Source organism: Pseudoxanthomonas sp. P4_B2 (genome assembly GCF_056402315.1).
Genome location: NZ_JBFUHQ010000001.1, coordinates 445,251 through 469,968, shown reverse-complemented (window position 1 = coordinate 469,968; position 24,718 = coordinate 445,251). Strand labels below are relative to the sequence as shown.

Below are 24,718 nucleotides of genomic sequence, written 5' to 3'. Positions count from 1 at the left end.
GGACCTGTGCGGATCGGTCTGGATGACCTCGAAGATGACCGCTTCAGCCCGTCGTCGTCATCAGCGCATACCCTCGGCCCAGGTAGGAAAGAGCCGACCGCTTATCCTCGTAGAGCCGAGCTTGCTCGGCTGCTTTGGGCCCCCCGCGTAGAGCAGCCGAGCAAGCTCGGCTCCACAAGGCGGTTGGTTTCAGACGTCGGAGAGAGGCAATTCCCGCAGACGGCCTTCATGCAGTTCCAGCACGCGGTCCAGTTTGCGCGCCAGGCGCCGGTCGTGGGTCACCAGCACCAAGCTGGTCTTCTGGGCGCGGTTGAGTTCCAGCATCAGCTCGAATACGGTCGCTGCGGTCTTCTCGTCCAGGTTGCCGGTGGGTTCGTCGCCGAGCACACAGGCGGGCTGATTGACCAGCGCACGGGCGACGGCGGCACGTTGGCGCTCGCCACCGGAAAGCTCGCCCGGCTTGTGTTCTATACGGTGGCCCAATCCCACTTTTTCCAACAGCGCCTTGGCACGCTGCGCGGCAGCCTTCACCTCGGCGCCGCCCAGCATCACCGGCATCATCACATTCTCGAGCGCGGTGAATTCGGGCAGCAGATGGTGGAACTGGTAGACGAAACCGAGCGCACGGTTGCGCAGTTGCCCGCGAGCGGCGTTGGAGAGCGAGGACATCTTCTGTCCGGCCACATACACCTCGCCCGCAGTCGGCGTATCCAGCCCCCCCAGCAAGTGCAGCAACGTACTCTTGCCCGCGCCGGAAGCGCCCACGATGGCTACGGTTTCGCCCGCCTGCACCGACAGATCCAAGCCGTCGAATACCGGTGTCTTCATTTTCCCTTCGGAATAGGTCTTGGCGAGCTTCTCGGCGCGCATCACCTCGCTGTCGATACTCCCGGCCGTCTTTCCGGATTCCCAAACCTTACTCATAACGCAGCGCCTCCGCCGGATCGGTGCGCGCCGCGCGCCACGCCGGATACAGCGTAGCGAGGAAACTCATGATCAGGGCGATCATCGCGATCACGGCCACGTCGCTGCCTTGCAGGTCGTAGGGCAAACCGGTGATGTAGTAGACATCAGGCGGCAACAGAGTGATGTTGAAGGTGGATTCGATCAGGCTGAGGATCGATTCCAGGTTGATTGTCAGCAGTACGCCGCCCAGCACGCCAAGCACGGTACCGATGATGCCGATCAGCGATCCCTGCACCATGAATACCTGCATCACCCCGCGCGGGGTCAGCCCCAACGTGCGCAAAATGGCGATATCGGCCTGCTTGTCGGTGACCAGCATCACCTGCGAGGAAACCAGATTGAACGCGCCCATCGCGATGATCAGCGACAGCAGGATGCCCATCACCGTCTTTTCCATCTTCAGCGAGCTGTAGAGATTGGCGTTTTCGCTGGTCCAGTCGCTGATCCGGTACGGACCCCGCAGATTCTCAGCCAGGTCGCGCGCCACGTTCCAGGACTGGTCCATGTCGTAAAGCTTCAGGCGCACGCCGGTGACCCCGTCGCCCATTTTCAGCACACGCTGCAGGTCGGACATGTTGACTACCGCCAACCCCTTGTCGATCTCGTTATAGCCGGCCTCGAAGATACCGCTGACCTTGAAACGCTTCATCTTCGCCACCGCGCCCATCGGTGTGGACTGGGCGTCGGCCAGCATCACCACCACACTGTCGCCCTGGCTGACGCCTAGCCATAGCGCGAGCTCCTGACCCAGCACGATATTGAACGAGCCGGGAGTGAGCGAATCCACGCTGCCGCGCTTCATCTTTTCGGCCAGTACCGACACCTTCTTTTCTTCGGCGGGAATCACGCCGCGGATCATCGCCGGCTGGTTGCGGACGCCTTCGATCAGCGCCTGGATATCGACATAGGGCGCGGCACCTTCCACGCGTGGGTCGCGCTTGGCCACGGCTACGGCGTGCGGCCAATCCTGCATCGCATCACCAGCGGCGCTGACCGTGGCGTGTGCGGTCATCTGCAGCATGCGGTCGCGGATCTCGCGCTGGAATCCGCTCATCACCGATAGGGTGGTGATCAGCACGGTCACACCCAGAGCGATGCCGAGGATCGAGGCCAACGAGATGAAGGAGATAAAGCCATTACGGCGTTTGGCGCGCAGGTAGCGCAGGCCGATGGAGACAGGGATGGGTTTGAACATAGACCGCTATGGTGCCATTACGCGCCGGTGCCGCGAAGCATCCAGGCTGCCGGCGGCCAGACGCAGTTCACGTCGGCGGGCTGCCGGAAGCGTATCCGGCCACCAGGACAGGCGCATCGGCCTGCCCCGGCGATCCCGCCAGAGCAGGAAAGCCATCGGGCCGCGCCACTGCAGCTTGGCGTCGTCGATGGGCTGGCCATTCAGCATTACCGGAAGATCGTTGCCCGGGAAAAACAACTCATGACCAGGCGAACGCCACTCCTGACGCGCCTTCCACACACCATAAGCCAGCACTAAAACGCTCAACGGCCAAGCGGCCCATCGAGGCATCGCGGAGACCAGCACGGAGAAGGTGGCGAGCATACCCAGCGCGAGCAGCGCGCCGATGACCCAGCACGAGGCACGCCACTCAAGGCGGCAGCTGACGGATACGCTGGATAAGTGATGCGAGCGCGTCATCGGGACATTGCTCATAGCCCATGAACCAGCGCCAGAGTTTATCGTCCTCGCAATCGAGCAGCCGTAGGAAAACCCCGCGATCGGCGTCGGAGGCGCGCGCCCATTCGCTGTCGAGGTAACGGCCGAACAGCTGATCGAGCTCGCGCATGCCGCGGCGGCAGCGCCAGCGCAGGCGTTTCAACTCGAGCGCGTCGTCGTTCAAGCGCGTAGTAATCCGCAGGCCAGAACGGCCCACAATGCCCATAACGCGAGTGCCCCTAACAGGTAAGCGGTGAAGCGGTGCATGACTCGGTTGTAGCTGCATTGGATCAGGCTATGCAGCGCGCGGAACGCCACGAAGAGCCAGGCCAGCGACAAAACCGCGCCGTGCGCCTGCCCTGTCGATGCGGCAACCCCCAGCGCGGCGTAGAACAGCACCGGCAGCTCGAACAAATTGCGGAAATTATCCGACGCACGGGTGTCGCTGAGCCGTGCCGCCGATTGCGCCGAACTGGCGACGGCCTGGGCGGGAATGCGCTCACGGCGCATCACCCCGATACGAACGTAATACAGGCGGCACCAGACCAGGAAGGTCAACGCCGCCATCGCCACCGCGGGCCACAGGATCGCGGTGGGAACCGCGGGCATGTCAGCTGCGCCGCGCCAGCATCAGTTTCTTGATCTCGGCGATTGCCAGCGCCGGGTTCAGGCCCTTCGGGCAGGTGCGCGCGCAGTTCATGATGGTGTGGCAGCGGTAAAGGCGGAACGGATCCTCCAGGTCGTCAAGACGCGCTCCGGTGTCCTCATCGCGGGAATCGACGATCCAGCGGTAGGCCTGCAGCAGGATCGCCGGGCCCAGATAGCGTTCGCCGTTCCACCAGTAGCTAGGGCACGAGGTCGAGCAACATGCACACAGGATGCATTCGTACAGGCCATCGAGCTGCTTGCGGTCTTCCGGCGACTGCAGACGCTCGCGATCCGGCGGCGCTGCGGTCTGAGTGCGGATCCACGGCTTGATCGAGGCGTACTGCGCGTAGAAATGGGTCAGATCCGGGACCAGGTCCTTGACCACGTCCATATGCGGCAACGGATAGATCGGCACCTCGTTCTTCTTGCAGTCGCTGATTGCGCGGGTGCAAGCCAGAGTATTGGTGCCGTCGATATTCATCGCGCACGAACCGCAGATGCCTTCGCGGCAAGAGCGGCGGAAAGTCAGAGTGGGGTCGATCTCGTTCTTGATCTTGATCAACGCGTCCAGGACCATCGGCCCGCACGCGGCCAGGTCGACCTCGTAGGTATCGGTGCGCGGGTTCGCGTCGTCGTCCGGGCTCCAGCGATACACCTTGAAGACGCGCGGCTGTTTCGCGCCCTTGGCCGGGAAATGCTTGCCCTTCTGGACCTTGGAATTCTTCGGGAGCGAAAATTCTGCCATGTCTGTCTTCTATCCCGATCAGTAAACGCGCGGCTTCGGCGGCACCACATCCACGTCCTTGCTCAACGTGTACATGTGCACCGGGCGGAAATCGAAACTGCACTGTCCCTTCTCGTCCACGTTGACCAGCGTGTGCTTCTGCCAGTTGACGTCGTCGCGATCGGGGAAATCCTCGTGCGCATGCGCGCCGCGGCTTTCGTGGCGTTGTTCGGCCGAGTTGATGGTGGCCACGGCATTCAGCAACAGGTTGTGCAGCTCGTAGGTTTCCAGCAAGTCAGAGTTCCAGATCAGCGAACGGTCGGTGACCTTGACGTCTTCGAACGAGTTGAAGATATCGGCCATCTTGTCGCAGCCTTCCTTCAGCGTCTTCGAGGTGCGGAACACCGCCGCGTCGTTCTGCATGGTGGCCTGCATGTTGTCGCGGATCACCGCGGTCGGCGTGCCGCCGTTGGCGTTGCGCAGCTTGTCCAGGTGCGACAGCGCCTTGTCGCAGGCGTCGTCGGCCAGCTTGCTGTGCGGTCCGCCGGTCTTGATGGTTTCGGCGCAGCGGTTGGCGACCGCGCGACCGAACACCACCAGATCGAGCAGCGAGTTGGAACCCAGGCGGTTGGCGCCGTGCACCGACACACAGGCCGCTTCGCCGATGGCGTACAGCCCCGGCACCACCGAATCGGGGTTGTCGCCGACCTTGCGCACCACCTCGCCGTGGTAGTTGGTCGGGATGCCGCCCATGTTGTAGTGCACGGTCGGCAGCACGGGAATCGGCTGGGTAGCGACGTCGACGCCTGCGAAGATGCGCGCGCTTTCGGCGATGCCGGGCAGCTTCTCGTTGATCACTTCCGGCCCGAGATGGGTCAGGTCGAGCAGGATGTGGTCCTTCTTTTCGCCGACGCCACGGCCTTCGCGGATCTCGATGGTCATCGAACGCGACACCACGTCGCGCGAAGCCAGATCCTTATAGTGCGGCGCGTAGCGCTCCATGAAGCGCTCGCCGTTGCTATTACGCAGAATGCCGCCTTCACCGCGCACGCCTTCGGTGATGAGGCAGCCCGCGCCGTAGATGCCGGTGGGATGGAACTGCACGAATTCCATGTCCTGCATCGGCAGACCCGCGCGTAGGGCCAGTCCGCCGCCGTCGCCGGTGCAGGTGTGCGCCGAAGTCGCGCTGAAATACGCGCGCCCATAACCGCCTGTCGCCAGCACCACGCCCTGGGCGCGGAACAGGTGCAACGTGCCTTCGGCCATATCCAGCGCCAGCACGCCCTTGCAGGCGCCTTCCTCGTCGAAGATGAGGTCCAGCGCGAAGTACTCGATCATGAAGCGCGCATCATGCTTCAGCGATTGCTGGTACAGCGTGTGCAGCATGGCGTGCCCAGTGCGGTCGGCCGCGGCGCAGGTGCGCTGGGCCGGCGGGCCTTCGCCGTACTTAGTGGTCATTCCGCCGAAGGGGCGCTGGTAGATCTTGCCTTCCTCGGTGCGGCTGAACGGCACGCCGTAGTGTTCGAGTTCGACGATGGCCGGAATGGCCTCGCGGCACATGTATTCGATCGCGTCCTGGTCGCCCAGCCAGTCCGAACCCTTGATGGTGTCGTAGAAGTGGTAACGCCAGTCGTCCTCGCCCATGTTGCCGAGCGCCGCCGAGATGCCGCCCTGCGCGGCGACGGTGTGCGAACGGGTCGGGAACACCTTGGTCAGGCACACCGTCTGCAAGCCCTTGGCCGCCAGCCCGAAGGTAGCACGCAGGCCCGCGCCGCCGGCGCCGACCACGACCATGTCGTATTTGTGTTCGGTGATCTTGTAGGCCGAAGTCATGTAGTTAGCTTCCCAACGCAATGCGGACCACGGCGAAAACGCTGGCCAGCGCGCCAAGGATGCAAACGAAATACACCGCGATCTGCGCGGTCAGTGCCAGGCCATGGCTATGCACGTAGTCTTCGATGACTACCTGCATGCCGAGTTGGGCATGCCAGAACATCGCTACCAGGAAGGCGATCAGCAGCATCGCATTCCACGGCTTGGCCACCGCATCGCTGGCGGTCAAGTAGTCGGCATGCATCAACCCGACCACGAAATACAGGAACCAGCAGGCCAGCAGGATTAGGGCGATGGCAGTCAGGCGCTGGACGATGAAGTGGTGCGTGCCCTGCTTCGCCGATCCCAGTCCGCGCACGTCTTTCAGCGGGGTGCGGTAGCGCGGACTCATAGCCAGCCTCCGCGGGTGGCTACGACGCCCCAGATGGCGCCGGTCAGCAGCAAGCTGCCGATCACCGACAGCCAGCCGTTGCGGATGAAGGCCGAAATGCTGAAGCCGAAGCCCGCGTCCTGCACCAGATGGCGGATGCCGTTGAGCAAGTGAAAGGCGAACGACCAGGTCCAGCCGAACAAGACCGCTAGCCCCAGCCATGACCCGGCCAGTCCACGTACGCGTTCCCAGGCTTCGGGGCCGGCGGCCATGGCCAGCAATGCGGCGGCGATGAGCAGCGCGCCGACGGTGAGGATGATTCCGGTAGCCCGATGGACGATGGAAGTCGCCATCTGGATCTGCCAGCGGTACACCTGCAGGTGCGGTGAAAGCGGACGTTGTCGGGTCGCCATTCGCTGGGCTCGTTGTCTCGGCTGGGCGGTCTCCGTAGGACCGCGTTGGCTGGGCAGACGTTATTCGATGACTGATGAATCAGAAATCGATGCAACGTCCGTTTTTCTCCCAATCCCCGTAACGCGTTGGCTCGGGACCGTCGCGACCACCGATTTCCTTCGGTGTTACCGCTGCCTGTTCCACAGCGCCCTGTTCGGGCTGCTGTGTTCCGGGTACGGGATCGGGATTGGAAGGGGTTTCGCCTATCATGTTGTTCTCGCAACGCACAAAATTTTAATCCTCCCCCCCTTGCCTGACAACCTGCCCGTCTCCGCCTCGCCTTTATTCGCCCTGCCCGACCATGCGGTCGTCGCGCTGGACGGGCCGGATGCCACTGCCTTCGCGCAGGCCCAGTTCGCCAACGATGTGGCTGCGCTGTCGCCCGGACATTGGCAATGGAACGCCTGGCTGACGCCCAAGGGCCGCGTCATTGCAGTGTTTGCGCTGCTCAAGCTGGCCGAAGACCGGATCTTGCTGCTGGTGCCCGACACCGATGCCGGCGAGCTCGCCGCGCAGTTGCAACGCTTCGTGTTCAGACGAAAGTTGAAGATCGCCGCGGCGGACGGTTTGCAGGTCAGCGGCGCCTTCCGTAAGCCCGATTCGGCCGAAAGTGCGCGGATTGGTGTCGTCGGCGAGACGATCGAGCTCGATTACGGCAGCGACCAACAGCCTCGCACTCTGCGCCTGTCGCCGACTGTCGCTCCGATCTTGGAACCCACCCTGCCAGGGCGCTGGTTCGCGCAAGACCTACGTGCCGGGTTGCCGCGCTTGCCTGCGGCGCAACGCGAACAATGGACGCCGCAGCAACTGTCGCTGGAACGCCTGCACGCTTTCAGCGTAAAAAAGGGCTGCTATCCGGGCCAGGAAATCGTGGCCCGCACGCACTTCCTGGGCAAGGCCAAACGCGGTCTGGCATTGTTCGAGACCGACGCAACGCCGGCAACCGGCGACACCGTCGGCGACGGCAGCAAGCCTCTAGGCCAGATCGTATCCGTGCTGCTCGCCTCGCCGACGTTAGCGTTGGCGGTATTGCCGCTGGAGCGCGAGTCGGGGCCACTGAGCGTGAACGGCGCGACGTTGCGGGAAGTTGCCTTGCTGGACGGACTGGCGCGGTAGAAACCGCTCACTCGCGCGCGGCGGTCTTATCGCAACCACGCCTCGAACCGATCCAGGAACAAGAGCAGGCGTTTGCGCACGCGCTCGTCGACGATGTCTCCAGATGCATCCAGCAGGCCCTCCTTGAACTGAATGGCGATCTCGGGCTGCGGCAACACGGCCACGTCGACCGCCGCCAGCACATTGCGCAGATGCTGCTGCGAAGACACCGTGCCGTGCGCGCCCGGCGAAGTGCCGATGATCGCCGCGCGTTTGCCGGTGAAGGTCTTGCTGCCAGCAGGTCGGCTGGCCACATCGATCGCGTTCTTCAACACGCCGGGCATCGATCTGTTGTACTCGGGCGTGACGAACAACAGCGCATCGGCCTGTTCTATCTCGGCCTTGAAGCGCAGGCCCGTGGCAGGAAAATCGGCGTCGTGGTCCTGATTGTAAAGCGGCAGATCGCCGATCTGCAGGATACGGAACGCGAACCTATCCTCAGCCAGCCGTTCGACGGCACCAGCAAGTTGGCGATTGAACGACGCCGAACGCAAGCTGCCGATAATGATCGCGACGTTGGGAGCTGTCATGGATATCCCTGCTCAGGCGAGCCGATCTGCGGCTGACACGATATCCCCATCGCCCGGCAGCACTAGCAGGGCCGCACCGGCGAGCGGCGTATACGTGTCCACACCGACCACCCGCTGGAACGGACGCGCGCCGAAACCGGCTTCGGCGATGGCGGTGATCACGCCCTCGCCCACACCGGCCGAGTGACGGCCTTCGTCGACGATCAGGATGCGCTTGGCCGACTTCGCCTGTTCGGCGATGAAGCTCTCGTTGAGCGGCACCAGCCAACGCAGGTCTACCACGCGCACTTTCCAGCCATGCTTGGCTTCGATCTGCCGCGCCGCACGCAAACTCATCGGTACGCCGTTGCCGTAGGTGAGGATCACCAGGTCGTTGGCATGCTCGTCGTAGATGCGGCCTTCGCCCAACACCATCGCCTGGTCGGGCGCAGGATAAGTCGTCAGCCAAGCGCCGTCGCCGGCTTCGTACAAGTCCTTGGTCATGTACAGCGCAATGGGTTCCAGGAAGATGCTCACCCGCCCATCCACTTTCGCCAAAGCCGCCAGCGTGCGCAGCATGGTCGCGGCATCGTCGCCGCGCGAAGGACAGCCGACTACCAGGCCGGGGATATCCCGCAATGCAGTGATTGAGTTGTCGTTATGGAAATGGCCGCCGAATCCGCGTTGATAACCCAACCCGGCCATGCGCACCACCATCGGGTTGCGGTACTGGTTGTTGGAGAAGAACTGCAGCGACGCCGCCTCGCCGCGGATCTGATCGCAGGCGTTGTGGAAATACGCCAGGTACTGGATTTCCGGCACCGGCAGCATGCCCAGGTTGGCGTAACCCTGGGCCAGGCCAAGGATCATGGTTTCGTCCAGCAGCGTATTGAACACGCGGCTATTCTTGAACGCTTTGTGCAGACCCTTGGTGACTGTGTACACGCCGCCCTTTTGCGCCACGTCCTCGCCGAACAGCAGCGCTTCCGGGTATTTGCAGAACAAATCGTGCAGCGCGTTGTTGATCAGGATGGCCAGGTGCCGTGGCGGCTGCGCTTCCGGCAGCTTCTCCTCGCTTCCGAAGACCTGCAGGCGCTTTTCCGCATAGTCGGCGCGCGTGGCCTCAAGCATGACTTTCGCGGGCGTATACGGCGCCAACGGTGCGATTACGTCTTCCAGACGGGTCAGCTTGGGCGTTTTATCGGCGGCGTCGGCGGCAGCGAAACATTTACGACGGATGCCTTCGTATAGGGCCAGCAGTTCCTGCTTCGTATATAGGCCCGATTCCAGCGCGATCGCGGCCGACCGCAGCAAGGGATCGCCCGCCTCCACCGCAACCAGTTCCTCTATAGGGCGCCACTCGATCTCGAAGTCGGTGCCCGCGTGTCCCATGATCCGGGTAGTGCGCAGATGCAGGAAGGTAGGGCGACGGGTGCGGCGACAGTATTCGACTGCCGCTTGCACCTGACCATAGCCCTCTGCCAGGTCGAGGCCATCGGCGTAAAAGTAATCCAGGTCGCTGCGGTTCGAGAAATTGCGCTCGATCCACCCGCCCGGTGTCTTCACGGAGATGCCAATGCCGTTGTCCTCGCAGACGAACAGCACCGGCGCCGGCAGCTTCTGATAAGACGTCCACGCCGCGGCATTGAAAGCCGTTTGCGCGGTGGCATGATTGCTGGAGGCATCGCCGAAAGAGCAAATGGCGATGCTGTCGTCGGGAATCGGCGAGGCATGGCCGATACGCTTCGCCTGTTCGATCGCCACAGCCGTACCGAGGGCTTTAGGCAGATGCGAGGCGATGGTGGAAGTCTGCGGCAGCACCCACAGCGGCTTGGAACCCCAGACCTTGTGGCGGCCGCCGGAAGCCGGGTCTTCCGAACTCGCCGCGAAGGACAGCGCGGAATCCATGATCGGGTCCATGCCAGGCAGCTTGCGGAAGCGCTCGGCCATAAAGGCGCCGGAACGGTAGTGCAGAAAGGCCGGATCGGTGTGCCGGGTGAGTCGTGCGACCATCGCGTTGCCTTCGTGGCCGGAACTGCCGATGGTGTAGAAAACCTTGTTCTGAACGCGCAACACGCGGGCCATCAGATCCAGGTGGCGCGAAACCAGCTGCGATTCCAGCAGCTCGACGAAAGATTGCGCGTCCAGCGCGCTGCCTTCCAAGACCGCTTCTCCCGGTGCGGGTTTCGCGTCGACCACGCCATTCCACTCCTGCACGAACTCGGTGAAGTTCTGGTCGCAGATCTCGGCACGGTTCAGGCCTTTCATGCGGGCGGAAATGGGCTTGGCGGTCATTAGTCTTCCGTAGGTCGGGCCTACGCACCCGACTGCAATTGGTGGCGTTCCCGGAGAACCGGGCGTCGGGGGCGTAGCCCCGACCTACGCTCAATCGATATGGGTCAGTAATACAGCGTTTTCCGGAGCGGGCTCCGGCATCGGCACGAAGCCTGGCGTCGCCCGCACGCGGGCTAACCAGGCACTGACTTGCGGAAAGGCCGCAAGATCGAAGCCGCCCTGATGAGCGACATCGGTATAGGCGAATAGCGCGATGTCGGCGATGCCGTAGTCGGCGCCGGTGAACCACTCGGCCGATTGCAGGTGCGTTTCCATCACCGCCAGCGCCTGATTTCCACGCTCGCGCAAGCGCGGGAGATCGGCCCGGCGGGGCGAATCCAGCGGCGTCCATCCGCAAATGAAACGGGCGACGGCGATGTAGGGCTCATGGCTGTACTGTTCGAAGAACATCCAGCTCAGCGCCTGCGCGCGCAACCACGCATCGGCAGGCAGGTATCGGGTGCCTTCGGCCAGATAGCAGAGGATGGCGTTCGATTCGACCAAGATCCGGCCGTCTTCCAGCTCCAGCATCGGCACTTTGCCATTGGCGTTCTTGGCTAGGTATTCCGGTGTGCGTGTCGCGCCCTGTGAGCTGTCGACCTCCACCCAGCGGTACTCGTGCCCGAGTTGTTCCAGCAGCAAGCGTAATTTGTGGCAATTGCCGGAAACCGAATAGCCATAAACGGTGATCATGCCCTGCTCTCCTTGTTGCGATTGGCGATCCACTCTTCGCGCGACTGTCCCCAGATCTCGACCGGTTTTTCATCGTGCGGCGCGGGCAACCAGCCCATGCGCAGAAAACGCGATCCGAGTTTGGCCGCAACCGTCTTCGAATTGATGTTGTCCTCGGCGATGGTATGGATTACCTCGCTCCAGCCCAGGTTGCCGAACGCCCAATCGGTAGCGGCGCGCGCGCCTTCCGGGGCGAAGCCCTTGCCCCAATGCTCACGTGCGATGCTCCAACCGACTTCCGTGCCCGGCCAACCCTCAGGCTGCCATGGGCCCAGTCGCCCAACCCAAAGTCCGGTGGCTTTCTCGATCACGGAGAAGAACGCGAACCCCTGCAGATGCCATGCCCCGAAAACCGCCGCGAAACTGCGCCACGCGATCGACCGCGGCTGTACGCCGCCGATATACCGCGCGGCTTCCTCATCGGCGATGAAGGCCGCCCACGGTTCGAAGTCCTGCGCCTGCGGTGGGCGCAGGATGAGACGTTCGGTTTCCAGTTGCAGATCGAAGATGCTCATGGGCTCTCGCTATTCCTTCTCCCACTAGGAGAAGGTGCCCGTAGGGCGGATGAGGGAATAGATCGTCAGCTTGTGCAAATCCATCGCTGGTGAGTCATTCTCACGCCCTCATCCGTCGCTTCGCGCCACCTTCTCAGCCTTGCACACCCTGCGGGCGCCGGTGGGAGAAGGAAAATCAGATTCAGAACGCGTTGATACCAGTCAACTCTCGTCCAATCACCAACTGATGCACCGTCTCCGTGCCTTCGTAAGTGATGACCGATTCCAGGTTCAACGCATGACGGATCGCGGCGTGCTCGGTGGTTATACCGGCGCCGCCTAGCAGGTCGCGGCATTCGCGGGCGATGTCGATGGCCATGCGGCAGTTGTTCCACTTCGCCAGCGATACCTGCGCGGGCTGCATGTTGCCGGCGTCCTTCAGGCGACCCAGCTGCAGCGAAAGCAGCTGCGCCAGAGTGATGCGGCGGGCCATTTCGGCCATCTTGATCTGCGCGCTCTGGGTGGCAGCCACCGGACGCTCGAACAGGATGCGTTCCTTGGTGTAGCCCAGCACTTCGTCCAGACAGGCGATGGCCGCGCCGATCGGACCCCAGGTGATGCCGTAGCGGGCTTGGGTCAGGCAGCCCAATGGACCCTTGAGGCCTTTCACATTGGGCAAGCGGTTGGCTTCTGGTACGCGCACGTTGTCGAAGAACAGCGCCGAGGTGACCGAGGCGCGCAGACTCATCTTCTTGTGGATTTCCTGGGCCTTGAAGCCGGCGAAATCCTTTTCCACCACGAAACCCTGGATACCGTCCTCTGTCTGCGCCCAGACGATGGCGATATCGGCCAGATTGCCGTTGGTGATCCACATCTTGGACCCGTTGAGGATCCAATCAGCGCCATCGCGCTTGGCGTTGGTTTTCATGCTGGCCGGATCGGAGCCACCCTGCGGCTCGGTCAGGCCGAAACAACCGATCACCTTGCCCGCGGCCATGTCCGGCAGCCAGCGCATGCGCTGCTCTTCGCTGCCGTATGCGTAGATGGGGTACATGCACAACGAGGACTGCACGCTGACGAAGCTGCGGATGCCCGAATCGCCGCGCTCCAGCTCCTGGCAGATCAGCCCGTAGCTGACCGCATTCAGACCGCCGCCGCCGTACTGTTCCGGCAGAGACGAGCCCAGCAGGCCCAGATCGGCGATTTCGGACACCAGTTCCTTGGGAAACCGGGCCTGGTCGAAGGCGTCGCCGATGATCGGACGCACACGCTCGTCGGTGAAACGCGCCACGGTGTCCTGCACCGCGCGTTCCTCTTCGCTGAGCAGGGAGCGGATGTCAAACAGGTCGTAGGGGTTCAGGGCCATGCGTGGGAAGCCGGTTTCGGACAGTCCACCATTGTATTCGGCGCCTACGTAGCGCCGTAACCCCCTAGTCTGCCGACCACAAACGGAAAAGCCGGCGAAATCGCCGGCCTTCCTGGTTGATACGCCGAAGCGGCTCAGCCCTTGCTGTCGCCTTCCACCGAAGCGGTCTGGGTGACGACCTGTCCGTCGACGACCGGTAAACGGTCGCCCGGCTTCTCGTCCATACGAATGGTCTTTTCTTCGCCGTCGAAGCGGTAGGTCACGTCGTAGCCCACCACCTTGTCGGTATTGCCCATGGCGATGCGGGTACCGGGCTTGCTGCCCATGCGCATGGTGCCGGTGGTGCCGTCGGCATTGCGATAGGTCACGTTGTAACCGGTCACGCGCGAGGACTCGGAGCTGGTGTTCTCGGTGTGGCATTGGCGCTCGGTGCGGCTGACTACCCGGCCGCCAACGTGGTTCTTGTCGACCTTGTTGCCGATTACGCCGCCGACGACGGCGCCGGCCGCAGTCGCTGCCTTCTTGCCGTTGCCGCCGCCTACCTGGTTACCCAGCAAGCCGCCGATCACCGCGCCGGCGACCGTACCACCGGCGTTGCCGTCGCGTTCTGGCAAACGTTCCTGCACAACTACGTCGTTGCAAACTTCGCGCGGGGTATTGGTGGTGGTGGTTTCCCGCACCGGCTCGCTGCCGATCACGGTGGCGTAGATCTTGTTCTTGTTGGTGATGGGGTCGACCTTGACCACTTCCGCGTACTGCAAAGTGCTGGGCTCGATCTGATTGTCGAGAGAAGCCTGATCCAGTGCGGTATCGGTGCCGTCAGCTACCGGCTCGCCGGTGTTGGCATTGACGAACTCGGCAGGCTTATCGCGATTATTCATATAAGCCGCAGTGGCGATGCCTCCGAAAAGCAGGGCGCCAGTTGCGATGAGGATCGTGGTGGTATTGCTTTTCATGCCAATCTCCAGGCGGGCGGCCCCCGCGTTATCGATGAGTCAATTGCAGCACGACATAGCTGAACGACAACCGGTTTCGACCGGCCGAAACCGCCCGTAGCGTGAACCAGCTTGGAGACCATTGCTCGTGGTAGCGTGTCCTCCGTCACACCACTTCCGAATCAGACAAATGGCTACTCCTCTCCTGTTGCCCCTATTGAACTGGGCCAGAAAACTGCGCTATCCGACCCTGTTCAAGATTACCGCTGCGCTGTTCGCGATCACGCTGTTTATCCCCGATCCGATACCGTTGGTCGACGAGATTCTGCTGGGTCTGGGCACGCTGCTGCTGGCCAACTGGAAGAACCGGAAAAACCCCACCGTCATTGATTCGAACGATCCTCAGCGATAGGCATGAAGCATGCTGGTAGACAGCCATTGCCATCTGGACGCATCCGAATTCGATGCCGACCGCGACGCGGTAATCCGCCGTGCTCGCGCCGCCGGAGTCGTCCAGCAGGTGGTTCCGGCGGTCGATGCCGACCATTGGCCTCAGCTCCGCGATATCTGCCGAACGGATAGCGGCCTGTTTCCTGCCTATGGCCTCCATCCGATGTTCCTGGACGCGCATAAGCCGGAACATTTGCCGCAACTTGGCGAGTGGATCGCCCGCGAACGCCCCTTGGCGGTAGGCGAATGCGGGCTGGATTTGTTCGTCGAGGGCCTGGACGCAGACGCACAGCAACTCTATTTCGATGGACAGCTGGCGCTGGCGCACGATTTCGATCTACCGGTGATCGTGCATGCGCGGCGCGCGGTGGATGCGGTGATCGCGTCGTTCAAGCGCGTAGGCAAGTTGCGAGGCGTGGTGCACAGTTTTTCCGGCAGCCCGGAACAGGCGCGGCAACTGTGGCAACTGGGTTTTCTGATCGGTATCGGCGGCCCGGCGACCTACACTCGCGCCAATCGCCTGCGCGGACTGGTGGCACGCATGCCGCTGGAACACCTATTGCTGGAAACCGACGCGCCCGACCAGCCCGACGCGGAAATCCGCGGCCAGCGCAATGAGCCGGCGAGGCTCGCGTACGTATGTCAGACGATCGCAGATTTGCGCGGCGTGGAGGCTGAAGCGATAGCTACCGCGACGACCGCCAATGCCCGGCGCCTTTTCAATCTACCCAATACGACGTAGGAGCGACGTGAGTCGCGAAATGGCGTTCTCGTGAAGAAGCTCCCTTCGCGACTCACGTCGCTCCTACCAGAGGCTTCTTCAGCAACAGCTCCAGCGCTTTGGCCACCATGGCGAAGGCGAATGCACCGGTGATATGCGTGGCCGCACCGAGACCTGCGCCGCAATCCAATTTCAATGCCGCGTCCGCACCCAGCTGCGGACGCACGCCGCAGACGCTGCCATCGGCTTGCGGGTACTTGACGTTCTCCAGCGAATACACCGCCTGCACGCCGAAATAGCGATCCGGATTCTTGGGGAAATTGAACTCGCTGCGCAGCTTCTTCCGGATCAATGCCAGCAAGGCGTCATGCTCGGTACGCGAAAGATCGCGGAGCCGGATCTGGGTGGGATCGGTGCGTCCGCCGGCAGAACCGGAAACCACTATGGGCAGTTTGCGGCGACGGCACCAGGCGATCATCTCGACCTTGGTACGGAAGCTGTCGCAAGCATCCAGCACCAGATCGAACTCCCGGTCCAGCAACTCTTCCAAATTACCGGCGGTCAGGAACATCGGTACCGCATCCACCTGGATCAGCGGATTGATCGCACGGCAACGGTCCGCCATGGCTTCGGACTTGTTGCGGCCATACTGACCCTGCAGCGCGGGCAACTGGCGATTGGTGTTGGAGACGCAGATATCGTCGGCGTCGATCAAGGTGAGATGCCCCACTCCGGAGCGCGCCAGCGCCTCCACCACCCACGAGCCCACGCCCCCCATGCCGACCACAGCCACACGGCTGCCGGCGTATTTTTCCACCGCTCCCTTGCCGTACAAGCGATCGATGCCGGCGAAGCGTTCGCGCAATTCGTTCTTCATCTCACTATTGTAGACGTGGCGGAAGCGGCGACGCGCGGCGTACTATTTCAATACCTCGCCGAAGGAAGCACGCCTATGTCCAGCCAGCCCACGCCACCGTCCAATGCCACGCGTTATCTGTTCCTTTTCCTGATTGGGCTGGTCATCGGAATTATCGGTGTGGTGATGGTGTTGCGGGCGATCGAAGGGCGCAAAACCTGGCAAGACCGCTTTCCCGAGGCGGCGATGCACGTTATGCAAGCCCATGTCGAACAGTTGCGTTCGACCGCGACGGCCAATCGCTGCAGCGCGTCGGACGTGCTGCCGCATCTGCAGACACTGCGATCGATGGCCAATGACCTGGAGCCCGCCTTTCCCGGCATAGAAGAGGATGCGCGCTTCGCCCAGCATGCGGGCAAATTGCGCGCGACGCTGGACGGTGTGCTGGCATCGCCGCCGCTCGGCTGTCCCGGAGTCGAAGCCGCGGTCAAGCAGATAGACGAAGCCTGCAAGGCTTGCCATCAGGATTTCCGCGGCTGAATTTCCGCTGACGATTTTTCGCCGACAGTCCGATCTTGGTTCGGATTGACGCCCGGTTCATGCAACGACGGACAGCATGGCCCCAGGTAGCGGGGGCTGCGGTGCAGACCCGCGACCACTTTCAACCGCCGCAGCCTGTGAGGGCTCTAAGGAGAATCGCATGAAAATCCGTCTGCTCGCCGTGGGTGCCATCGCGGCCGTCGCACTGGCCGGTTGCGCCACCACTTCACCCAACTACGGTTACGGTAGCCCGTCTCCCGTCTCGTCGTCCGCGCGTTGCTACGACTGCGGCATCGTGACCCGCATCGATACCGTCAGCTCCGGCCGCACCGCGCCGTCCGCCACGGGTGCGGTGCTGGGCGGCATCGTGGGCGCGATCGCCGGCCACGAGATTTCCGACAAAACCGGCGGTAGCAAAGGCAACCAGAACATCGCGACCGTCGCTGGCGCGGTGGGCGGCGCCGCCGCGGGCAATGCTATCCAGAAGCGCACCACTGGCGACAGCTATGATGTGCATGTGCGCATGGACGACGGCCGCACGATCGTGATCAACCAGCGCGATCTGGCCGGCATCCGCGAAAACACCTATGTCCGCGTAGTCAACGGCAAGGTGGTATTGCGCTAACGGCGACTGTCGGATTGCTGATGGAAAAGGCCCGCAATGCGGGCCTTTTTCTTAGGGCAGCGGCAATTCTCCGCGATGCGCGCAACCGGCCAGTTGCAGTTCGCCCAGGCTGATCTTCGCCTGCCAGGCCGACGCCGCATCGGCCATTCCGTCGGCGCAATAGCCTGGCAATATTTCTACCGTCGCCTTGGGAGCCACTGAGGTCCAGGCGTAGCCTGCGCCGACCTTTGTCGGGGTCGTCGCCACCTGCAAGAGCGGATTATCCGGTCGCTGCAGCAGCCAACCCGTCGGCGAGAGCTGCAGGGACCAGAATGGCTCGGTTCCGCTGGCGACGAATTGCGCCGTTTCCGGCGCGGAATCGCAGCGCGGGCCTTCGGTATGCGCACGTTCGATCGCAACGACTTCCAGCTTGCCTTCTTTCTCCCTGACCCAGGCATCCAGAAAGAATTCCAGCTTGCCTCCCGACTGCAGAAATCGATCCAGGAAAATTTGGGACTGCGGAGAAAGCGTGAGGATGCGTTGTCGATCGCTCCCGCACGGCGTGAGTCCATAACCATCCTTGCCGACCAAGGCTTCTCCGCGCATACGCAGCACTTCCGCAGCGGCCGGTTCGCCGGACGGATCGGCATCCCCCGTCGCAGAACCCGCCTCGCGTGCCGCACAACCGGACAAAACCAGCGCCAGTACAATCGGGACCATCCGGGTTTTCTGAAGTTTGCGCGAAATCATCATAGGAACACCCTCCACTGCACCGAGCTTGCTCGTTAGATCATATCCGCGCGATCCATGTTGCACGGCATCACTGCAATGATCCTTTTTCGCAGTATCTTCCTTTGTCCGCAGCGCGGACGGTGTTATTCCCATTACATACAAGGACTGACAGATGAACAAGGCACTTGGTCGTACGCTCGCCACCAGCACGGTGCTCGCCACCGCAATTGCAGTCGCTGTAGCCGCAGCCGCTCCACGAAATGCTCCGTTCAATCCCTTGCAGGTCCGCATTGCGGCCGTGAACGCGCCAGCCGGCGATCTGCTTGGCGCCGTGGAAATAGTGATCACCAATACCAGCAACAAAGTGGTCCGTGTTCCCAAGTGGCAGTTGCCTTCCGATTTCCCGGAAACCAGCCTGTTCCGCATTACCCAGGACGGAAAGCCCGTCGCTTACGAAGGTATGCAGGTCAAGCGCGGCCTGCCGCAGGCCGAGGATTTCGCGATTCTGCGCCCGCAGCAAAGCCTGCGCGCCGTGGTGGACCTCTCGTCCTCCTACGATCTTTCCAAGAGCGGCAACTACGAGATCGCGCTGGCGTCGCCTTTGCAGTACGCCTCGCTTTCCGACGGCAGCATGCTGCGTAGCGAGCGCGGCACACCGATGGTGATGCGCAGCCAGCCGCTGAAGTTGTGGGTGGATGGCAACGACGTTCTCGGCGCGAAGGCCGCCAAGGGCAAACCCGGCAGCGGCGGCACCGTGGTGAACGGGGTCAGCTATGTGGGCTGTTCCACCACCCAGATCAGCACGGCAGGCAATGCGGTCATCGCCGCGCGCAACTACTCCGAGAACGCCAAGAACTATCTGAGTTCCGGCGCCACGGGCCCTCGATACGGCACCTGGTTCGGCGCGTACACCAGTAGCCGCTACAGCACGGTCCGCGGCAATTTCACCGCTATCGATACCGCGCTCGACCAGAACGCCGGACAGGTAAAGATCAACTGCGGATGCAACCAGAGCTACTACGCCTATGTGTATCCGACCCGTCCCTACGAGATCTTCGTCTGCCGCGCCTTCTGGACTGCGCCATTGACCGGCACCGATTCCAAGGCAGGCACCCTGATCCACGAAACCAGCCACTTCAATGCCGTGGCCGGTACGGACGATGTCGTCTACGGCCAGACCGGCGCCAAGAGCCTGGCCTTGAGCGATCCGGCCAGCGCTATCCAGAACGCCGACAGCCACGAGTATTTCGCGGAAAACACGCCACAGCAGAATTGATCCAACCAAGAAAAAAGCCCGGCGCAATGCCGGGCTTTTTTCGTTTCGCTTCTATGTAGAAGACGCAGGTCGTGCGATCAAAGCGCTTCCACTGCGTCGGCCTGCAGGCCTTTCTGCCCTTGGACGACGGTGAAGCTGACCTTCTGTCCTTCCTTGAGGCTCTTGAAGCCCTGGCTCTGGATGGCGCGGAAATGCACGAACACATCCTCGCCGTTCTCACGGCTGATGAAGCCGAAGCCCTTGGCGTCGTTGAACCATTTGACGGTACCGTTTTCGCGATCTGCCATTTCTGCTAACTCCCTGGAACGGTTGGTGGATACGCCGTTGCTCCGGCGGCTGGTTGCAAGGAGGAAGCGTGTAACGTTGTAGCGGAACATGGTTCGACCGCATCAGGCCACAATGCACGGTGACCTTGGCAAGCGCAGCGGCTGAACAGTAACCCGCTATTTCTGAAAATGCAATAATTCCGCCAACCTTCACGATCCATCTAAGTTATTGATTTAATGGGGAGAAATTCTTGGAATTGCAGTCGCTGTATTACGCGCTGGCGGTGATCTTGGTTCTGGTGGGCATCGCGGGGGTGATCCTGCCCGCCCTGCCTGGCCTGCCGCTGGTGTTCGCGGGCATGTTGCTCGCGGCCTGGGCCGGCGACTTCCAACAGATCGGCTGGGTCACTTTGGTGGTATTGGGTCTACTGACCCTGCTATCGGTAGGCGTGGACTTCTTCGCCACCTTGATCGGCGCCAAGCGTGTGGGCGCCAGCAAGAAAGCACTCATCGGCGCGGTACTGGGAACCTTCGCCGGATTGTTCTTCGGCCCTATCGGCCTGTTCGCCGGGCCCTTCGTCGGCGCGTTGTTGGGTGAGCTGTGGCACGGACGTGAAATCGGCCAAGCCGCCAAGGTCGGCCTGGGAACCTGGCTGGGCATCCTACTCGGCACCGTACTCAAGTTGGGGCTGGCGTTCGCGATGCTGGGGCTGTTCGCTTTCGCCTGGTTCGTCTGATCCGGGCGACGGCTTCACTCCAGGCCAATACCTGCCTCCGGATACTCCCCTAGTGGGGGTGAGCAATGATTCGGAAGAATTGGAGCCGCAGGCGTATGGCTTGGATGATCGTAGTGACGATAGCGATCACGACGCTGTGCGTGGTGCTGGCGATGAACTTCGCCACCCCGGAGAAAAAACTGGAGAAACCGGTCACGCACCGGTACGCGATCTCCGATCCGGAATTCAGGCGCGAAATGTCGGTGATGCTGGGGCCGACCATTTTGCCGGGCAACCGGGTGACGTCGCTGCAGAATGGCGATCAGATCTTTCCGGCGATGCTGGAAGCGATCGGTGCGGCCAAGACTTCAATCACCTTCGAGACCTACATTTACTGGTCGGGCGAAGTCGGGAAACAATTCACCACCGCCCTGTCCGAGCGCGCCAAGGCAGGCATCCCTGTCAATGTGGTCATCGACTGGGCCGGCAGCATCAAGATGGACGATGCGCTGCTGGACGAAATGCGCGGCGCCGGGGTACGCATCCACCGTTACCGCCCGCTGCACTGGTACACGCTGGGCCGCATCAACAACCGCACCCACCGCAAGCTGCTGGTAGTCGATGGCCGCGTGGGATTCACCGGCGGCGTCGGTATCGCCGATCTGTGGTCCGGCCATGCGCAGGACCCCGACCATTGGCGCGACTCCCATTTCCGCATCGAGGGCCCGGCCGTTGCGCAGATGCAGGCCGCCTTCAACGACAACTGGATCAAGACCACGGGCGAAGTGTTGAACGGCCCGGCCTATTTCCCGGAGCTGCAACCGGCCGGCGACGTCGACGCGCATCTGTTCATCGCCTCGCCTTCCGGCGGAAGCGAAAGCATGCACCTGATGTATCTCATGGCCATCGCCGCTTCCGAACAATCCATCGACCTGGCCGCTTCCTACTTCGTTCCCGACCCATTGATAGTCCAGGCGCTGTTGGCGGCGCGGAAGCGCGATGTGCGCATACGCATCCTGCTGCCCGGTCCGCATATCGATTCGGATGCCGTCCGCCTCGCCTCCCGGGCGGGATGGGAAGATCTGCTCTTGGCCGGAATAGAGATGAGCGAGTATCAGCCGACCATGCTGCATACCAAGATGCTGATCGTCGATCGCAAACTGGTGTCGGTGGGTTCCACCAATTTCGATATACGTTCGTTCCGGCTGAACGACGAAGCCAGCCTTAATCTTTACGATCCTGCATTCGCCGAGGAAATGGCCGCGGTGTTCGAGAATGATCTGCGGCATTCCACGCTTTACACATACCAGAGGTGGCAGCAGCGGCCTTTAAAGGAGAAACTGATGGAGAAGTTCGTTCTCCCCCTCAAATCGCAACTGTGAGTAATGCATGATTCCGAACCGCTATCAGTTCAGCGTCCTGGCTTCGGCCATGGTCGCCTCCTCCGCTGCGATAGCGCAGACCGCATCGGCCCCCGCCACGCCCGAAGCCTGCGTGGCGATAGAAACCGATGCGACCCGCTTGGCCTGTTATGACCGAGCACTGGGACGCACGGCCAGCGACACTCGAGCCGCCGATGCCGCCGCCGAACTGGCTGCCGAACTCGCCAAGCAGGAACGCAAGGCGGCCGCGCCGGACGAGTCGGCGCCCCTTCGCGAACGCGCGCGCCACCGCTTGGGTTCGGTCTTCGGCCACGACGATCAGTACGCCGAAGCGCGCGCCAATGCAGGCAAGGGCTCGCTGCTGGACAGCCGCTGGGAACTGGCCAAGGACTCCAAGCTCGGCGTGTTCCAAATGCGCGCCTATAAACCGGTCTACCTATTCCCGGCGTTCTGGACCAGCAACGTCAACGAAACCCCGTTTTCGCCCAACCCCGACAACACGGTCGAGACCCCGCAGAACCTCACCAGCGTGGAGGCGAAGTTCCAGCTTAGCTTCAAGACCAAGTTCGCCGAGAACCTCTTCGGCGACAACGGCGACCTGTGGGGCGCCTACACCCAGAGTTCGCGCTGGCAGGTCTACAACGGCGAGGAGTCGCGGCCTTTCCGCGAAACCAATTACGAACCGGAAGTGATGCTGGTCTTCCGCAACAACTACAGCCTGTTCGGCTGGAAAGGCCGCATGACCGGCATCGGCATCAACCACCAATCCAATGGCCGAAGCGATCCGCTATCGCGCAGCTGGAATCGGGTGATCCTCAACGTCGGCCTGGACCGCGAGAACTGGGCCTTCGTGGTGCGCCCCTGGTGGCGTATTTCCGACGGCAACGACGACGACAATCCGGACATCGAGAACTACATCGGCCGCGGCGATGCGATGCTGGTGTACAGCAAGAACGGCCACGAGTTTTCGCTGGTCGGCCGCCATTCGCTGCGCGGCGGCGAGGATTCGCACGGGTCGCTGCAGATGGACTGGGGCTTCCCGATCGACCGCACCCTACGCGGGCACTTGCAGTTGTTCCATGGATATGGCGAAAGCCTGATCGACTACAACCACAAGGCCACCTACGTGGGCTTGGGTATTTCGCTGCTGGAGTGGTTCTGAGCGATCCGTCCTGCGTGCCGCTGGAACAGGCGCTGGCGACGGATCAATGCGCGCTACGCCAACGCCGGTGCTCCACCATTAAACACTCGTTCTGCACCACGTTGATGCCGCCGCGCAGCAGCGACTCGGCGAACGCGTCGTCGCGGATGCCGGTCTGCAGCCATACCGTGCGCGGACGCGCTTTCAGGATGTCCGGCAGATGCGGGGGCAAGTCGCCGGATTTGCGGAACACGTTCAGCACGTCTACCCGCCCCTTGATCTCGCTGACCGCGCGCAACACCGGCTTGCCCAGGATCTCGGCGACATCCGGGTAATAGACCGGCACCGGAATCACCTCGTAACCCACGCGGTGCAGGTAGGCGGGGATCATATGCGCGGGCTGCGCCGCGTGGGTCTCGGGCTTGATGCCCAGCACCGCGATCCGACGCATGCCGGAAAGGAGCCGATCGATCTCGCCATGGTCCTGGATGAGTGCGCCGCGCATGCTGGCCCTTGAAGTGTGTGGGAGGCAGATAGATGCGGACATCCGCGGCCGAATCCAAGGGCGCTTGAATGATGCCTGTAGGCAGTGGACTATTCGTGGACTCCGCCGACAGGCTCCCCACCGCGACCCTATGTCCAGCTTACCGCACCCCAAACGCTCCTACGCCGCCTATAGCTCCGCCCTGCTGGGATTGCTGAGTCTATTCGGCGTGCTGTGCTTCCATTTCCCCGAACTGCTGACCAGCAAGGAATTCCGCGCGGTCTACAGCGAGACCTTCGCCCGGAACCTACTGCTGGTGGGTCTGGTGGCCGCATTTCTGCTGGGTACGCTTGCCATCCTGCGCGGCCGCAACAAGCGCATCGCGCTGATCGGCGTGGGCAGCGCAACGCTGGCGGTACTGGTGGGCGGGACCAACGTGCAGTTCGACTCGATCGGCAAGACCTCCTATTCGTTGGGGCTGGACTGGTTCGTGATCTCGCTGTTCTTCTCGGCGCTGGTATTCGTGCCGATGGAACGTTTCCTGGGCAAGCGCGATATCTCCCCGCTACGGCCCGGCTGGCGCACCGATCTGGCTTACTTCTTCATGAGTCATGTGCTGGTGCAGTTCATCCTGATCCTGGTCACTGCCTCGACCTCGACCATTGCCGGCCTGGCGATGTTCCCTTCGCTCAAGGCCGCGATCCAGTCGTTGCCGGTATGGGGGCAATTCCTTATCGCTGTGTTCGTGGCCGATCTGGCCCAGGCGCTTCTGCATCGCGCTTACCACAATATCCCCTGGCTCTGGCGCTTCCACGCCGTGCACCATTCCAGTCGCGAGATGGATTGGCTGGCGGGCTCGCGCATCCATTTCGTGGAAATCGTGATGACTCGTAGCGCGGTACTGTTGCCGCTATTGATCCTGGGCTTCTCGGCTTCGGCCGTGAATGCCTATGTGGTGCTGGTGGGTCTGCAGGCGGTGCTCGCACACGCCAATCTGGGCATCCGCTTCGGGCCGCTGGAATACCTGCTGGTGCTGCCGCGCTACCACCACTGGCACCACGCGCGGCAGAAGGAATACATCGACGTCAATTACGCTATCCACCTGCCGTTGGTCGACATGCTGATGGGCACCTTCAAGCTGCCGCGAAAGCAGCAGGAATGGCCGCAGGAGTATGGCGTGATGAAGCTGGAGACCGTACCGCGCGGCATCATGGAACAGCACCTGATGCCGTTCCGCAAGAAGAAGGACTACGACGATTTCGTGAATTGACCGTTCAAGCGCCTGTGGCGGTAGAGCCGAGCTTGCTCGGCTGCTCTCTGCCGAACATCAAAAGCAGCCGAGCAAGCTCGGCTCTACAA

At 62.3% G+C, this 24,718-nt stretch carries 30 protein-coding genes; 10 read left to right on the top strand and 20 right to left on the bottom strand.

The genetic code is table 11. From position 1 onward, the window contains the following. Positions 1 to 189 precede the first annotated feature (189 nt). From lolD to AC1DTQ_RS02060, 10 genes are all read right to left on the bottom strand, one after another. On the bottom strand, positions 190 to 924 hold the full coding sequence (gene lolD / locus AC1DTQ_RS02105) for a lipoprotein-releasing ABC transporter ATP-binding protein LolD (protein ID WP_477847555.1): 735 nt from the start codon (positions 922 to 924) through the stop codon (positions 190 to 192). Further along, the gene (locus AC1DTQ_RS02100) at positions 917 to 2,161 is read right to left on the bottom strand and encodes a lipoprotein-releasing ABC transporter permease subunit (RefSeq protein ID WP_477847554.1); all 1,245 of its coding nucleotides are present in this window, start codon (positions 2,159 to 2,161) and stop codon (positions 917 to 919) included. The genes lolD and AC1DTQ_RS02100 overlap by 8 nt, the downstream gene beginning before the upstream one ends. A gap of 6 nt (positions 2,162 to 2,167) precedes the next feature. Further along, on the bottom strand, positions 2,168 to 2,524 hold the full coding sequence (locus AC1DTQ_RS02095) for a hypothetical protein (RefSeq protein ID WP_477847552.1): 357 nt from the start codon (positions 2,522 to 2,524) through the stop codon (positions 2,168 to 2,170). Between the two features lie 46 nt (positions 2,525 to 2,570). Then, on the bottom strand, positions 2,571 to 2,822 hold the full coding sequence (locus AC1DTQ_RS02090) for an FAD assembly factor SdhE (RefSeq protein ID WP_477847551.1): 252 nt from the start codon (positions 2,820 to 2,822) through the stop codon (positions 2,571 to 2,573). Next, on the bottom strand, positions 2,819 to 3,247 hold the full coding sequence (locus AC1DTQ_RS02085) for an MAPEG family protein (RefSeq protein WP_477847549.1): 429 nt from the start codon (positions 3,245 to 3,247) through the stop codon (positions 2,819 to 2,821). Before AC1DTQ_RS02085 ends, AC1DTQ_RS02090 begins: the two co-directional genes overlap by 4 nt. A gap of 1 nt (position 3,248) precedes the next feature. Then, positions 3,249 to 4,031, bottom strand: a complete 783-nt coding sequence (locus tag AC1DTQ_RS02080; RefSeq protein WP_477847547.1) for a succinate dehydrogenase iron-sulfur subunit — start codon at positions 4,029 to 4,031, stop codon at positions 3,249 to 3,251. Positions 4,032 to 4,049: 18 nt separating this feature from the next. Continuing rightward, positions 4,050 to 5,843 carry a succinate dehydrogenase flavoprotein subunit gene (gene sdhA / locus AC1DTQ_RS02075; RefSeq protein WP_477847545.1) on the bottom strand — a complete coding sequence of 598 codons (1,794 nt, stop codon included), beginning with the start codon at positions 5,841 to 5,843 and terminating at the stop codon, positions 4,050 to 4,052. Between the two features lie 4 nt (positions 5,844 to 5,847). Then, positions 5,848 to 6,234, bottom strand: a complete 387-nt coding sequence (gene sdhD / locus AC1DTQ_RS02070) for a succinate dehydrogenase, hydrophobic membrane anchor protein (RefSeq protein ID WP_477847544.1) — start codon at positions 6,232 to 6,234, stop codon at positions 5,848 to 5,850. After that, entirely contained in the window at positions 6,231 to 6,626 is a 396-nt protein-coding gene (sdhC, locus tag AC1DTQ_RS02065) for a succinate dehydrogenase, cytochrome b556 subunit (protein ID WP_477847542.1), read from the bottom strand. The genes sdhD and sdhC overlap by 4 nt, the downstream gene beginning before the upstream one ends. 79 nt (positions 6,627 to 6,705) lie before the next feature. Next, positions 6,706 to 6,876: a DUF1674 domain-containing protein gene (locus tag AC1DTQ_RS02060; RefSeq protein ID WP_477847541.1), complete on the bottom strand. Its 171-nt coding sequence runs from the start codon at positions 6,874 to 6,876 to the stop codon at positions 6,706 to 6,708. A 39-nt stretch (positions 6,877 to 6,915) separates the two neighbouring features. Between AC1DTQ_RS02060 and ygfZ the strand changes: the two genes are divergently transcribed. Next, on the top strand, positions 6,916 to 7,782 hold the full coding sequence (ygfZ, locus tag AC1DTQ_RS02055) for a CAF17-like 4Fe-4S cluster assembly/insertion protein YgfZ (RefSeq protein WP_477847539.1): 867 nt from the start codon (positions 6,916 to 6,918) through the stop codon (positions 7,780 to 7,782). 26 nt (positions 7,783 to 7,808) lie between these two features. On the opposite strand, the gene AC1DTQ_RS02050 is transcribed toward ygfZ, so the two are convergent. From AC1DTQ_RS02050 to AC1DTQ_RS02025, 6 genes are all read right to left on the bottom strand, one after another. Next, complete coding sequence (locus tag AC1DTQ_RS02050; RefSeq protein ID WP_477847538.1) at positions 7,809 to 8,351, bottom strand: NADPH-dependent FMN reductase; 543 nt, start codon at positions 8,349 to 8,351, stop codon at positions 7,809 to 7,811. 12 nt (positions 8,352 to 8,363) lie between these two features. Next, complete coding sequence (locus AC1DTQ_RS02045) at positions 8,364 to 10,625, bottom strand: thiamine pyrophosphate-dependent enzyme (protein WP_477847536.1); 2,262 nt, start codon at positions 10,623 to 10,625, stop codon at positions 8,364 to 8,366. A 90-nt stretch (positions 10,626 to 10,715) separates the two neighbouring features. Then, the gene (locus tag AC1DTQ_RS02040; RefSeq protein ID WP_477847535.1) at positions 10,716 to 11,357 is read right to left on the bottom strand and encodes a glutathione S-transferase family protein; all 642 of its coding nucleotides are present in this window, start codon (positions 11,355 to 11,357) and stop codon (positions 10,716 to 10,718) included. After that, entirely contained in the window at positions 11,354 to 11,911 is a 558-nt protein-coding gene (locus AC1DTQ_RS02035; protein ID WP_477847533.1) for a GNAT family N-acetyltransferase, read from the bottom strand. Before AC1DTQ_RS02035 ends, AC1DTQ_RS02040 begins: the two co-directional genes overlap by 4 nt. Before the next feature lie 181 nt (positions 11,912 to 12,092). Continuing rightward, entirely contained in the window at positions 12,093 to 13,256 is a 1,164-nt protein-coding gene (locus AC1DTQ_RS02030; RefSeq protein WP_477847531.1) for an acyl-CoA dehydrogenase family protein, read from the bottom strand. A 134-nt stretch (positions 13,257 to 13,390) separates the two neighbouring features. Continuing rightward, complete coding sequence (locus AC1DTQ_RS02025) at positions 13,391 to 14,212, bottom strand: glycine zipper 2TM domain-containing protein (protein WP_477847530.1); 822 nt, start codon at positions 14,210 to 14,212, stop codon at positions 13,391 to 13,393. A gap of 169 nt (positions 14,213 to 14,381) precedes the next feature. On the opposite strand from AC1DTQ_RS02025, the gene AC1DTQ_RS02020 reads away from it, so the two are divergent. Both AC1DTQ_RS02020 and AC1DTQ_RS02015 read left to right on the top strand, forming a co-directional pair. Continuing rightward, positions 14,382 to 14,603: a DUF6116 family protein gene (locus AC1DTQ_RS02020; RefSeq protein WP_477847529.1), complete on the top strand. Its 222-nt coding sequence runs from the start codon at positions 14,382 to 14,384 to the stop codon at positions 14,601 to 14,603. A 9-nt stretch (positions 14,604 to 14,612) separates the two neighbouring features. Further along, positions 14,613 to 15,383 (top strand): TatD family hydrolase, encoded by a 771-nt coding sequence (locus tag AC1DTQ_RS02015; protein ID WP_477847527.1) that lies wholly within the window; start codon positions 14,613 to 14,615, stop codon positions 15,381 to 15,383. Between the two features lie 52 nt (positions 15,384 to 15,435). Here AC1DTQ_RS02015 and AC1DTQ_RS02010 read toward each other — a convergent pair whose 3' ends face one another. After that, positions 15,436 to 16,239 (bottom strand): tRNA threonylcarbamoyladenosine dehydratase, encoded by an 804-nt coding sequence (locus AC1DTQ_RS02010; RefSeq protein ID WP_477847526.1) that lies wholly within the window; start codon positions 16,237 to 16,239, stop codon positions 15,436 to 15,438. A 75-nt stretch (positions 16,240 to 16,314) separates the two neighbouring features. On the opposite strand from AC1DTQ_RS02010, the gene AC1DTQ_RS02005 reads away from it, so the two are divergent. Both AC1DTQ_RS02005 and AC1DTQ_RS02000 read left to right on the top strand, forming a co-directional pair. Further along, on the top strand, positions 16,315 to 16,758 hold the full coding sequence (locus tag AC1DTQ_RS02005) for a hypothetical protein (protein WP_477847525.1): 444 nt from the start codon (positions 16,315 to 16,317) through the stop codon (positions 16,756 to 16,758). A gap of 160 nt (positions 16,759 to 16,918) precedes the next feature. Further along, on the top strand, positions 16,919 to 17,383 hold the full coding sequence (locus AC1DTQ_RS02000) for a glycine zipper 2TM domain-containing protein (RefSeq protein WP_477847523.1): 465 nt from the start codon (positions 16,919 to 16,921) through the stop codon (positions 17,381 to 17,383). Between the two features lie 51 nt (positions 17,384 to 17,434). Here AC1DTQ_RS02000 and AC1DTQ_RS01995 read toward each other — a convergent pair whose 3' ends face one another. Then, entirely contained in the window at positions 17,435 to 18,082 is a 648-nt protein-coding gene (locus tag AC1DTQ_RS01995) for a hypothetical protein (protein WP_477847521.1), read from the bottom strand. Positions 18,083 to 18,266: 184 nt separating this feature from the next. Between AC1DTQ_RS01995 and AC1DTQ_RS01990 the strand changes: the two genes are divergently transcribed. After that, positions 18,267 to 19,370, top strand: coding sequence for a M35 family metalloendopeptidase (locus AC1DTQ_RS01990; protein ID WP_477847520.1), 1,104 nt, complete (start codon positions 18,267 to 18,269; stop codon positions 19,368 to 19,370). Between the two features lie 77 nt (positions 19,371 to 19,447). Here AC1DTQ_RS01990 and AC1DTQ_RS01985 read toward each other — a convergent pair whose 3' ends face one another. Further along, positions 19,448 to 19,657, bottom strand: coding sequence for a cold-shock protein (locus AC1DTQ_RS01985; protein ID WP_093280354.1), 210 nt, complete (start codon positions 19,655 to 19,657; stop codon positions 19,448 to 19,450). A gap of 230 nt (positions 19,658 to 19,887) precedes the next feature. Here AC1DTQ_RS01985 and AC1DTQ_RS01980 point away from each other — a divergent pair, with 230 nt between their 5' ends. The 3 genes from AC1DTQ_RS01980 (at position 19,888) to AC1DTQ_RS01970 (ending at position 22,896) form a co-directional block, all read left to right on the top strand. Continuing rightward, positions 19,888 to 20,373, top strand: coding sequence for a DUF456 domain-containing protein (locus tag AC1DTQ_RS01980; protein WP_477847517.1), 486 nt, complete (start codon positions 19,888 to 19,890; stop codon positions 20,371 to 20,373). Between the two features lie 95 nt (positions 20,374 to 20,468). Further along, positions 20,469 to 21,734, top strand: a complete 1,266-nt coding sequence (locus AC1DTQ_RS01975) for a phospholipase D-like domain-containing protein (protein WP_477847516.1) — start codon at positions 20,469 to 20,471, stop codon at positions 21,732 to 21,734. Positions 21,735 to 21,741: 7 nt separating this feature from the next. Beyond that, entirely contained in the window at positions 21,742 to 22,896 is a 1,155-nt protein-coding gene (locus AC1DTQ_RS01970; protein WP_477847514.1) for a phospholipase A, read from the top strand. A gap of 43 nt (positions 22,897 to 22,939) precedes the next feature. Here AC1DTQ_RS01970 and AC1DTQ_RS01965 read toward each other — a convergent pair whose 3' ends face one another. Continuing rightward, positions 22,940 to 23,380 (bottom strand): CoA-binding protein, encoded by a 441-nt coding sequence (locus AC1DTQ_RS01965; RefSeq protein WP_477847513.1) that lies wholly within the window; start codon positions 23,378 to 23,380, stop codon positions 22,940 to 22,942. A 130-nt stretch (positions 23,381 to 23,510) separates the two neighbouring features. Here AC1DTQ_RS01965 and AC1DTQ_RS01960 point away from each other — a divergent pair, with 130 nt between their 5' ends. After that, positions 23,511 to 24,629 carry a sterol desaturase family protein gene (locus AC1DTQ_RS01960; protein WP_477847512.1) on the top strand — a complete coding sequence of 373 codons (1,119 nt, stop codon included), beginning with the start codon at positions 23,511 to 23,513 and terminating at the stop codon, positions 24,627 to 24,629. Positions 24,630 to 24,718 lie beyond the last annotated feature (89 nt).

Excerpts from the sequence above, each read along its gene's own strand:
- AC1DTQ_RS02100 (WP_477847554.1), bottom strand. The coding sequence starts at position 2,161 with ATGTTCAAACCCATCCCTGTCTCCATCGGCCTGCGCTACCTGCGCGCC.
- AC1DTQ_RS02040 (WP_477847535.1), bottom strand. The coding sequence starts at position 11,357 with ATGATCACCGTTTATGGCTATTCGGTTTCCGGCAATTGCCACAAATTA.
- AC1DTQ_RS01990 (WP_477847520.1), top strand. The coding sequence starts at position 18,267 with ATGAACAAGGCACTTGGTCGTACGCTCGCCACCAGCACGGTGCTCGCC.
- AC1DTQ_RS01985 (WP_093280354.1), bottom strand. The coding sequence starts at position 19,657 with ATGGCAGATCGCGAAAACGGTACCGTCAAATGGTTCAACGACGCCAAG.
- AC1DTQ_RS02085 (WP_477847549.1), bottom strand. The coding sequence starts at position 3,247 with ATGCCCGCGGTTCCCACCGCGATCCTGTGGCCCGCGGTGGCGATGGCG.
- AC1DTQ_RS02000 (WP_477847523.1), top strand. The coding sequence starts at position 16,919 with ATGAAAATCCGTCTGCTCGCCGTGGGTGCCATCGCGGCCGTCGCACTG.
- AC1DTQ_RS01970 (WP_477847514.1), top strand. The coding sequence starts at position 21,742 with ATGATTCCGAACCGCTATCAGTTCAGCGTCCTGGCTTCGGCCATGGTC.
- AC1DTQ_RS01960 (WP_477847512.1), top strand. The coding sequence starts at position 23,511 with ATGTCCAGCTTACCGCACCCCAAACGCTCCTACGCCGCCTATAGCTCC.
- AC1DTQ_RS02080 (WP_477847547.1), bottom strand. The coding sequence starts at position 4,031 with ATGGCAGAATTTTCGCTCCCGAAGAATTCCAAGGTCCAGAAGGGCAAG.
- AC1DTQ_RS01995 (WP_477847521.1), bottom strand. The coding sequence starts at position 18,082 with ATGGTCCCGATTGTACTGGCGCTGGTTTTGTCCGGTTGTGCGGCACGC.
- AC1DTQ_RS01975 (WP_477847516.1), top strand. The coding sequence starts at position 20,469 with ATGGCTTGGATGATCGTAGTGACGATAGCGATCACGACGCTGTGCGTG.
- AC1DTQ_RS02050 (WP_477847538.1), bottom strand. The coding sequence starts at position 8,351 with ATGACAGCTCCCAACGTCGCGATCATTATCGGCAGCTTGCGTTCGGCG.
- lolD (WP_477847555.1), bottom strand. The coding sequence starts at position 924 with ATGAGTAAGGTTTGGGAATCCGGAAAGACGGCCGGGAGTATCGACAGC.
- AC1DTQ_RS02060 (WP_477847541.1), bottom strand. The coding sequence starts at position 6,876 with ATGATAGGCGAAACCCCTTCCAATCCCGATCCCGTACCCGGAACACAG.
- AC1DTQ_RS02005 (WP_477847525.1), top strand. The coding sequence starts at position 16,315 with ATGTCCAGCCAGCCCACGCCACCGTCCAATGCCACGCGTTATCTGTTC.
- sdhA (WP_477847545.1), bottom strand. The coding sequence starts at position 5,843 with ATGACTTCGGCCTACAAGATCACCGAACACAAATACGACATGGTCGTG.
- AC1DTQ_RS02015 (WP_477847527.1), top strand. The coding sequence starts at position 14,613 with ATGCTGGTAGACAGCCATTGCCATCTGGACGCATCCGAATTCGATGCC.
- AC1DTQ_RS01965 (WP_477847513.1), bottom strand. The coding sequence starts at position 23,380 with ATGCGCGGCGCACTCATCCAGGACCATGGCGAGATCGATCGGCTCCTT.
- AC1DTQ_RS02010 (WP_477847526.1), bottom strand. The coding sequence starts at position 16,239 with ATGAAGAACGAATTGCGCGAACGCTTCGCCGGCATCGATCGCTTGTAC.
- sdhC (WP_477847542.1), bottom strand. The coding sequence starts at position 6,626 with ATGGCGACCCGACAACGTCCGCTTTCACCGCACCTGCAGGTGTACCGC.
- AC1DTQ_RS02035 (WP_477847533.1), bottom strand. The coding sequence starts at position 11,911 with ATGAGCATCTTCGATCTGCAACTGGAAACCGAACGTCTCATCCTGCGC.
- AC1DTQ_RS02045 (WP_477847536.1), bottom strand. The coding sequence starts at position 10,625 with ATGACCGCCAAGCCCATTTCCGCCCGCATGAAAGGCCTGAACCGTGCC.
- AC1DTQ_RS02025 (WP_477847530.1), bottom strand. The coding sequence starts at position 14,212 with ATGAAAAGCAATACCACCACGATCCTCATCGCAACTGGCGCCCTGCTT.
- AC1DTQ_RS02095 (WP_477847552.1), bottom strand. The coding sequence starts at position 2,524 with ATGCTCGCCACCTTCTCCGTGCTGGTCTCCGCGATGCCTCGATGGGCC.
- AC1DTQ_RS02030 (WP_477847531.1), bottom strand. The coding sequence starts at position 13,256 with ATGGCCCTGAACCCCTACGACCTGTTTGACATCCGCTCCCTGCTCAGC.
- sdhD (WP_477847544.1), bottom strand. The coding sequence starts at position 6,234 with ATGAGTCCGCGCTACCGCACCCCGCTGAAAGACGTGCGCGGACTGGGA.
- AC1DTQ_RS02020 (WP_477847529.1), top strand. The coding sequence starts at position 14,382 with ATGGCTACTCCTCTCCTGTTGCCCCTATTGAACTGGGCCAGAAAACTG.